At 73.7% G+C, this 5722-nt stretch carries 4 protein-coding genes and 1 pseudogene; 2 read left to right on the forward strand and 3 right to left on the reverse strand.

What is annotated here, in order from left to right; all coding sequences use genetic code 11:
- Nucleotides 1-413: 413 nt before the first annotated feature.
- Entirely contained in the window at nucleotides 414-2240 is a 1827-nt protein-coding gene (locus tag BGM09_RS16495) for an AMP-dependent synthetase/ligase (protein WP_188282357.1), read from the forward strand.
- Nucleotides 2241-2270: 30 nt separating this feature from the next.
- Here the strand turns inward: BGM09_RS16495 and BGM09_RS16500 are convergent, their stop codons facing one another.
- Nucleotides 2271-3011: an SLATT domain-containing protein gene (locus BGM09_RS16500; protein WP_188282358.1), complete on the reverse strand. Its 741-nt coding sequence runs from the start codon at nucleotides 3009-3011 to the stop codon at nucleotides 2271-2273.
- A 485-nt stretch (nucleotides 3012-3496) separates the two neighbouring features.
- Here BGM09_RS16500 and BGM09_RS16505 point away from each other — a divergent pair, with 485 nt between their 5' ends.
- Nucleotides 3497-4228: a class I SAM-dependent methyltransferase gene (locus BGM09_RS16505; RefSeq protein ID WP_188282359.1), complete on the forward strand. Its 732-nt coding sequence runs from the start codon at nucleotides 3497-3499 to the stop codon at nucleotides 4226-4228.
- A gap of 56 nt (nucleotides 4229-4284) precedes the next feature.
- Here BGM09_RS16505 and BGM09_RS16510 read toward each other — a convergent pair whose 3' ends face one another.
- The gene (locus tag BGM09_RS16510) at nucleotides 4285-5007 is read right to left on the reverse strand and encodes a Clp protease N-terminal domain-containing protein (protein WP_188282360.1); all 723 of its coding nucleotides are present in this window, start codon (nucleotides 5005-5007) and stop codon (nucleotides 4285-4287) included.
- 32 nt (nucleotides 5008-5039) lie between these two features.
- Nucleotides 5040-5722 (reverse strand): annotated as a pseudogene (locus tag BGM09_RS16515) (hypothetical protein); the annotation flags it as partial.

A 5722-nucleotide genomic window follows, 5' to 3' on the forward strand; every position in this document is an offset into this window, starting at 1 on the left:
GGCAGGCCCGCGCCCAGGACGCGGCCGACGCGCTGACCGCGGCGATCCTCGCGGGCGGCGACCGCCTGCACCGGCCGCTGTCCTGACCAGGCGCGGGGCCGGACACGGGGCCGGACGCGGGCGCGGAGCCGGGCGCGGGCACGGAGCCGGAGGCACCACCGGGCGCGGGGCGCACGTGACCCCTGGGACAGTGGAGCGCCAGTGACCGGTCGGCGCAGATTTGGTGGAGATAAAAGTACGGCGGCGGAAGCATCGGATACGGCCGCGCGGGCACGACTCCCTTGTGAGACGCGGTCATACGCGCGTCACCAGCACAGATGTCCGATAACACGGGTCTGCCACGGCCCTCCCGCCCGTGCGGCGGATCGGATAGCTTACGGGCCCCGCACTGTGCGGTATGAGGAGAGCACCCGTTGCGCGAGTTCACCGTCCCCCCCATGGCCACGACGCCACAGGCCGGAGGTTTGGCGGATGCCGTGTTCGGCAACGCACGGCAGGCCCCCGACAAGGTGGTGTTCGGCCGCGCGGACGAGGACGGCGTCTGGCGGGACGTGACGACGAGCGAGTTCCGCGACCAGGTGCTCGCGGTGGCCAAGGGGCTGCTGGCCGAGGGCGTCCGGTTCGGCGACCGGGTCGCGATCATGTCCCGTACCCGGTACGAGTGGACGCTGTTCGACTTCGCGCTGTGGGCGATCGGCGCCCAGTCCGTACCGGTGTATCCGACCTCCTCCTCCGAGCAGGTGCGGTGGATGCTGCACGACTCGGGCGCGGTGGCGGCGGTCGTGGAGCACGAGGACCACGCCATGACGATCGGCGCGGCTGTGGACGAACTGCCCGCGCTGACCCGGCTGTGGCAGCTCGACGCCGACTGCGTGGCCGAACTGTCGGAGGCCGGGCGGCAGATCGGCGACGACGTCGTGGAGCGGCACCGCCTCGCCGTCACGCCCGACGCCATCGCCACCGTCATCTACACCTCGGGCACCACCGGGCGGCCCAAGGGCTGTGTCCTCACGCACGCCAACTTCATGGCGGAGACCGAGAACGTGGTGGCCCGCTGGGAGCCGGTCTTCCAGAGCAAGCCGGGCGAGGAGCCGTCCACGCTGCTCTTCCTGCCGCTGGCGCACGTCTTCGGCCGCATGGTGGAGGTCGCCGCGGTACGGCACCGGATCCGGCTCGGCCACCAGCCGAGCATGACGGCCGCCGAACTCATCCCGAGCCTCGCCGCCTTCCGGCCGACGTTCGTCCTGGCCGTGCCGTACGTCTTCGAGAAGGTCTACCAGGGCGCGCGCCGCAAGGCCGAGGCGGGCGGCAGGCTCGGGCCGTTCGAGAAGGCGGTCGACGTCGCGGTGCGGTACGCGGAGGCGGTGGAGGCGCGGGCCTTCGACACCGGGCCGGGTCCGAGCACGGGTCTGCGGATGCAGCACCAGCTCTACGAGAAGCTGGTCTACAGCAAGGTCCGCGACGCGCTCGGCGGCCGGGTGCGGCACGGGATCTCGGGCGGCTCGGCGATGGACCGGCGGCTCGGCCTGTTCTTCTCCGGCGCGGGCGTCACGATCTACGAGGGCTACGGCCTGACGGAGACGACGGCCGCCGCGACCGCGAACCCGCCGGAGCAGACGCGTTTCGGCACCGTCGGCCAGCCGGTGCCCGGCACCACCGTGGCCATCGCCGACGACGGCGAGATCTGGCTGAGCGGCGGCCAGGTCTTCCACGGCTACCTCAACAACGCCAAGGCCACAGAGGAAGTGCTGCGGGACGGCTGGCTCGCCACCGGGGACCTGGGCGCGCTCGACGAGGACGGTTATCTGACGATCACCGGCCGCAAGAAGGAGATCCTGGTGACCAGCGGCGGCAAGAGCGTGTCGCCGGTCGCGCTGGAGGAGCGGGTGCGGGCGCATCCGCTGGTCGCGCAGTGCGTGGCCGTCGGCAACAACCGGCCCTTCGTCGCCGCGCTGGTCACCTACGACCGGGAGGCCGTGGAGCACTGGCTGCGGATGCGCGGCAAGCCGAATCTGGCCGCCACCGAGCTGGTGCACGACCCGGATCTGGAAGCGGAGATCCGGCGGGCCGTGGTCGCCGCGAACACCCTCGTCTCGCAGGCCGAGTCGATCCGCACCTTCCGCATCCTGGCCGCGCCGTTCTCCGAGGAACGCGGCACCTTGACGCCGTCGCTGAAGCTCAAGCGGCGGGCGATCGAGAACGCGTACGCGAAGGAGATCGAGGCGCTCTACCGGGGCTGAGGCGAGCCGGGCCGACGTCGAGAACCGGGCTTACGTGGGGGGCCGGGGGTCGCCGGAGCCGCCCGGTCCGCCGGGTGCGGCCGGTACCGCCGCGCCGGACAGGCCGCCGTCCGCCTCGTTGAGCTGCCGGATGCGCGCGCTCAGGTCGGTGCGCCAGTCGACGGTCTCCGACTCGACGTGGCCGCGTACCGTCGTGACGAGCCGGGTGATGAGGGCCAACTGGCGCTCGACCTCGGCCGGTTCGAGCGGTCCCGAGGTACGGGCGGCGGCTCCGCCGGGCCCGGCCCGCAGCACGTCGGCGGCCCATTCGAGGCGTACGGCGTTCAGCTCGCCGCGCAGCGCGTGGGCGACGGTGATGTCCCGCATCCAGCCGGCGGACAGCCCGAAGAAGTGGTCGAAGCCCTTGCAGCCCGCCGCGAGGGCGAGCAGGACGTATCCCCAGCCCTGCCCGGAGCCGCCGCTCGCCGCGGTGGCCAGCGGCACGGCCGTACCGGCCACCGCGAGGGCGATGGCCAGCGCCTGGAGCGTGCGGGAGGCGGTGCGCTTGCGCCGCTTGTCGCGCTGGTACCAGTCGACGGCGTCCTGCGCCTCCTGCTCGGCCCAGGCGCGCAGCCGTGCCAGCGCCTCGCGCTGCCCGTCCGGTCCTTCGACCGCGATGTCGGGGAAGGGCCTGCCGCCCAGATCGCGGGCCTGCCCTTGCCTGGCCCGCCCTTGCCGCCGCCCGGTCCCGGACGCGCCCGTCGGCGTACCGCCGCCGTCCAGCTCAGTCATCCGGCGAGGCTACCGGCTGCCGCGCCGCCGTCACGTCCGGTCGCGGTAACGCGCCGTTTCTCAGGGCGGGTTCACCGCGGAGCCGTGGGATTCCGCGCCCGTCGCCTCGCAGGACTCCCGCTCGGCCCCGGTGACGTCGGCCCGCGCCCGGGGGCCGCCGCGTGACGCGTATACGGAAACGTGCGGCGCGCTGAAGAGCCTTCGGCTCGAAGGGCGTGCGCGAGCCATCGCGGTGTCCGGTTCCCGCCGCGCTCGTCCGCGCCGCGCGGGGGCCGGGCGGTCGGCGGCACCTGGGGCGCGCTGGATCGCGCTGCGCTCCGGCCCGGTCGGCCCCGGTCGTGCGGAACCGGTGAATCCGGACAACGGCACCCGCCTCGGGCCGGATCCGGACCCTTCGGCCAGGCGTAACACCGGCCTCACCACGTAACCGGCGCGCAAGGTCCCGGGTGAACCCCTGTTCACCTGGAGCCTCTAGCATTTCCCACATGCTGGACTACGACGTGGAGGCGGCGCGTTACGACGCCACGCGCGGCGGTGTGCCGCGGGCCCGGTCAGCGGCCCGCGCGATCCTCGCCCTGGTGCCCGAACGCGCGGGCACACTGCTGGACATCGGCTGCGGTACGGGGCTGGTCACCGGGCTGCTCGACCGGCCGGGACTGCGGGTGTTCGGCGTCGACTCCTCCGCGGGCATGGCCCAGGTGGCCGCCGAGCGCCTCGGCGCCTCGGTGGTGCTGGGCAACTGCCACCGGCTGCCCTTCGCCGACGCGTCCCTGGACGCGGTGAGCGCGGTGTGGCTGCTGCACCTGCTGCCGGACGCGCCCGCGGTGGTCGCCGAGTGCGCCCGCGTACTGCGGCCCGGCGGGGTGTTCGTGACGACGGTCGACAAGGACTCGGGCCACGACATGCACAGCGACGTGGACGAACTGCTGGCGCCGTACCGGGTGCGGAAGGCGTACGACGCGGCCCCGCGGATCCTGGCCGTCGCCTCCGAGCACGGGCTGCGCAGGGCGGGCGAGGCGCGCTTCACCGGCCACGGGCAGGGCCGCTCCCCCGAGCGGACCGCCGGGGATCTGGAGCGCGGGTACTACGCGTCGGCGCTGGCGCTGGACGACGAGCAGGTCTGCGCGCTGGTGCGGCGGCTGGCGCTGCTTCCCGGCCAGCAGGTGCCGCGCCCCGACCCGGTGTACCGGCTGCTGGCGCTGCGCAAGGAGAGCTGAGGGGCGACGGCGGACCGGCCGGGGAGAGCCGGGCCGCCGCCGGGCGGCCGTGCCGGTCACTGCTTGGTGAGGTCGGCCAGGCTCGTGAGGGTCCACGCCTCCGCCGCCTCGTGCGTGACGCCGAGGTCGGCGAGCGCTCGCGCTGAGGGTTCCTGGTCGTCGCTGAGGACGCCGAGCAGGATGTGTTCGGTGCCGATGTAGTTGTGGCCGAGCCGCAGGGCCTCGCGCAGCACCAGGTGGAGGGTCTTCTTGGCCGCGGGGCTGACCGGGAGGTTGCCCTTGAGGGGCTGTTCCTCGGCGCCGGGCGTGGAAACGGCGGCGCGGACGGCTTCCGCGCTGACGCCGAGGGCGCCGAGGCACAGGGCGGCGAGGCCGTGGGGCTCGTCCAGCAGGCCGAGGACCAGGTGCTCGGGTGCCACGGCGCTGTGCCTGGCACCGCGGGCCTCCTCCTGTCCGGCGGCGATGGTCTTGCGGGCGCGCGCGGTGAAGCGGTTGAAGCCCGCCTCCACGCTCAGATACTCCAGGTCCTCGGGGACCTTGGGCACGAACCGCTTCTGCGCGGCCTGCTTGCTCACCCCCATGTGCTGGCCGATGTCGGTCCAGGAGGCCCCCGCCCTGCGGGCCTGGTCCACGAAGTGGCCGATGAGGTGGTCGGCGACTTCGCCGACGTGGGTGGCGACGACCACCGCGTGCTGGAGGTCTTCGAGCGGTTCGCTGCCGGGGTGCTGTTCCTTGACGTAGTCGATGAGGTCGTCGAGTCGTACCGGGTGTTTGGTCATGCGTCAACGTTAGGTTGACGATTCCTGGACCGTCAACCTCTCGTTGACGATTGGCTCTTTCTTGACCGACCGTTCTCATCTCCGCAGGTACCCAAGGGGTGAGGCGGGGCGGGGTGGGGCGGGGCGGGCTGGGGCTGGGTGAGCTGGGGCTGGGTGAGCCATGTGCGCAGCAGGGAGTGCAGGGCCTCGGCTCCGACGAGGGGGGGGGGCGGGAGGGGGAGTTCGACGGGGGTCAGGAGGAAGGGGTGGCTCTGCGGGCCGCCGAGGCCGCCGTGGGAACCGGCCTGTTCCTCGAAGGCGTGCACGGCTCCGGAGCGCGGATCGCAGGCGGAGTTGACCATGAGGTCGGCGATATGGGGGAAGCCGTCCGCCCGCAGCACGGCGTCCGCGGCGCCCTCGCCGAAGGGCGCGAGCGGGTCGTCGCCCTTGATCCGCCCGGTGGCCAGCTCGCGCTGCGAGCCGTCCGGGCCCAGCACGAGCGGCCCGCGCTCGGCGCTGTGCACGAGCACGAAACCGACACCGGGGTGCCCGGTGAGCGCGTCGAGGAGCGCGGGCGAGCGGCGGTCGATCTCCTCCAGCGTGGCCCGCCCCTCGATCTCGGGGAAGGCGACGAGACCGAGGTTGCCCGAGGCCAGCACGACCGGCTGCGACGCGGGCCCCGCGCACTCGGCCTCCTCCTGCGCCCGCCGCCCCTGCTCGGGGCGGCGCAGCGCGG

Origin of the sequence: Streptomyces sp. CBMA29 (assembly GCF_014596445.1) — a bacterium.
GTDB lineage: Bacteria > Actinomycetota > Actinomycetes > Streptomycetales > Streptomycetaceae > Actinacidiphila.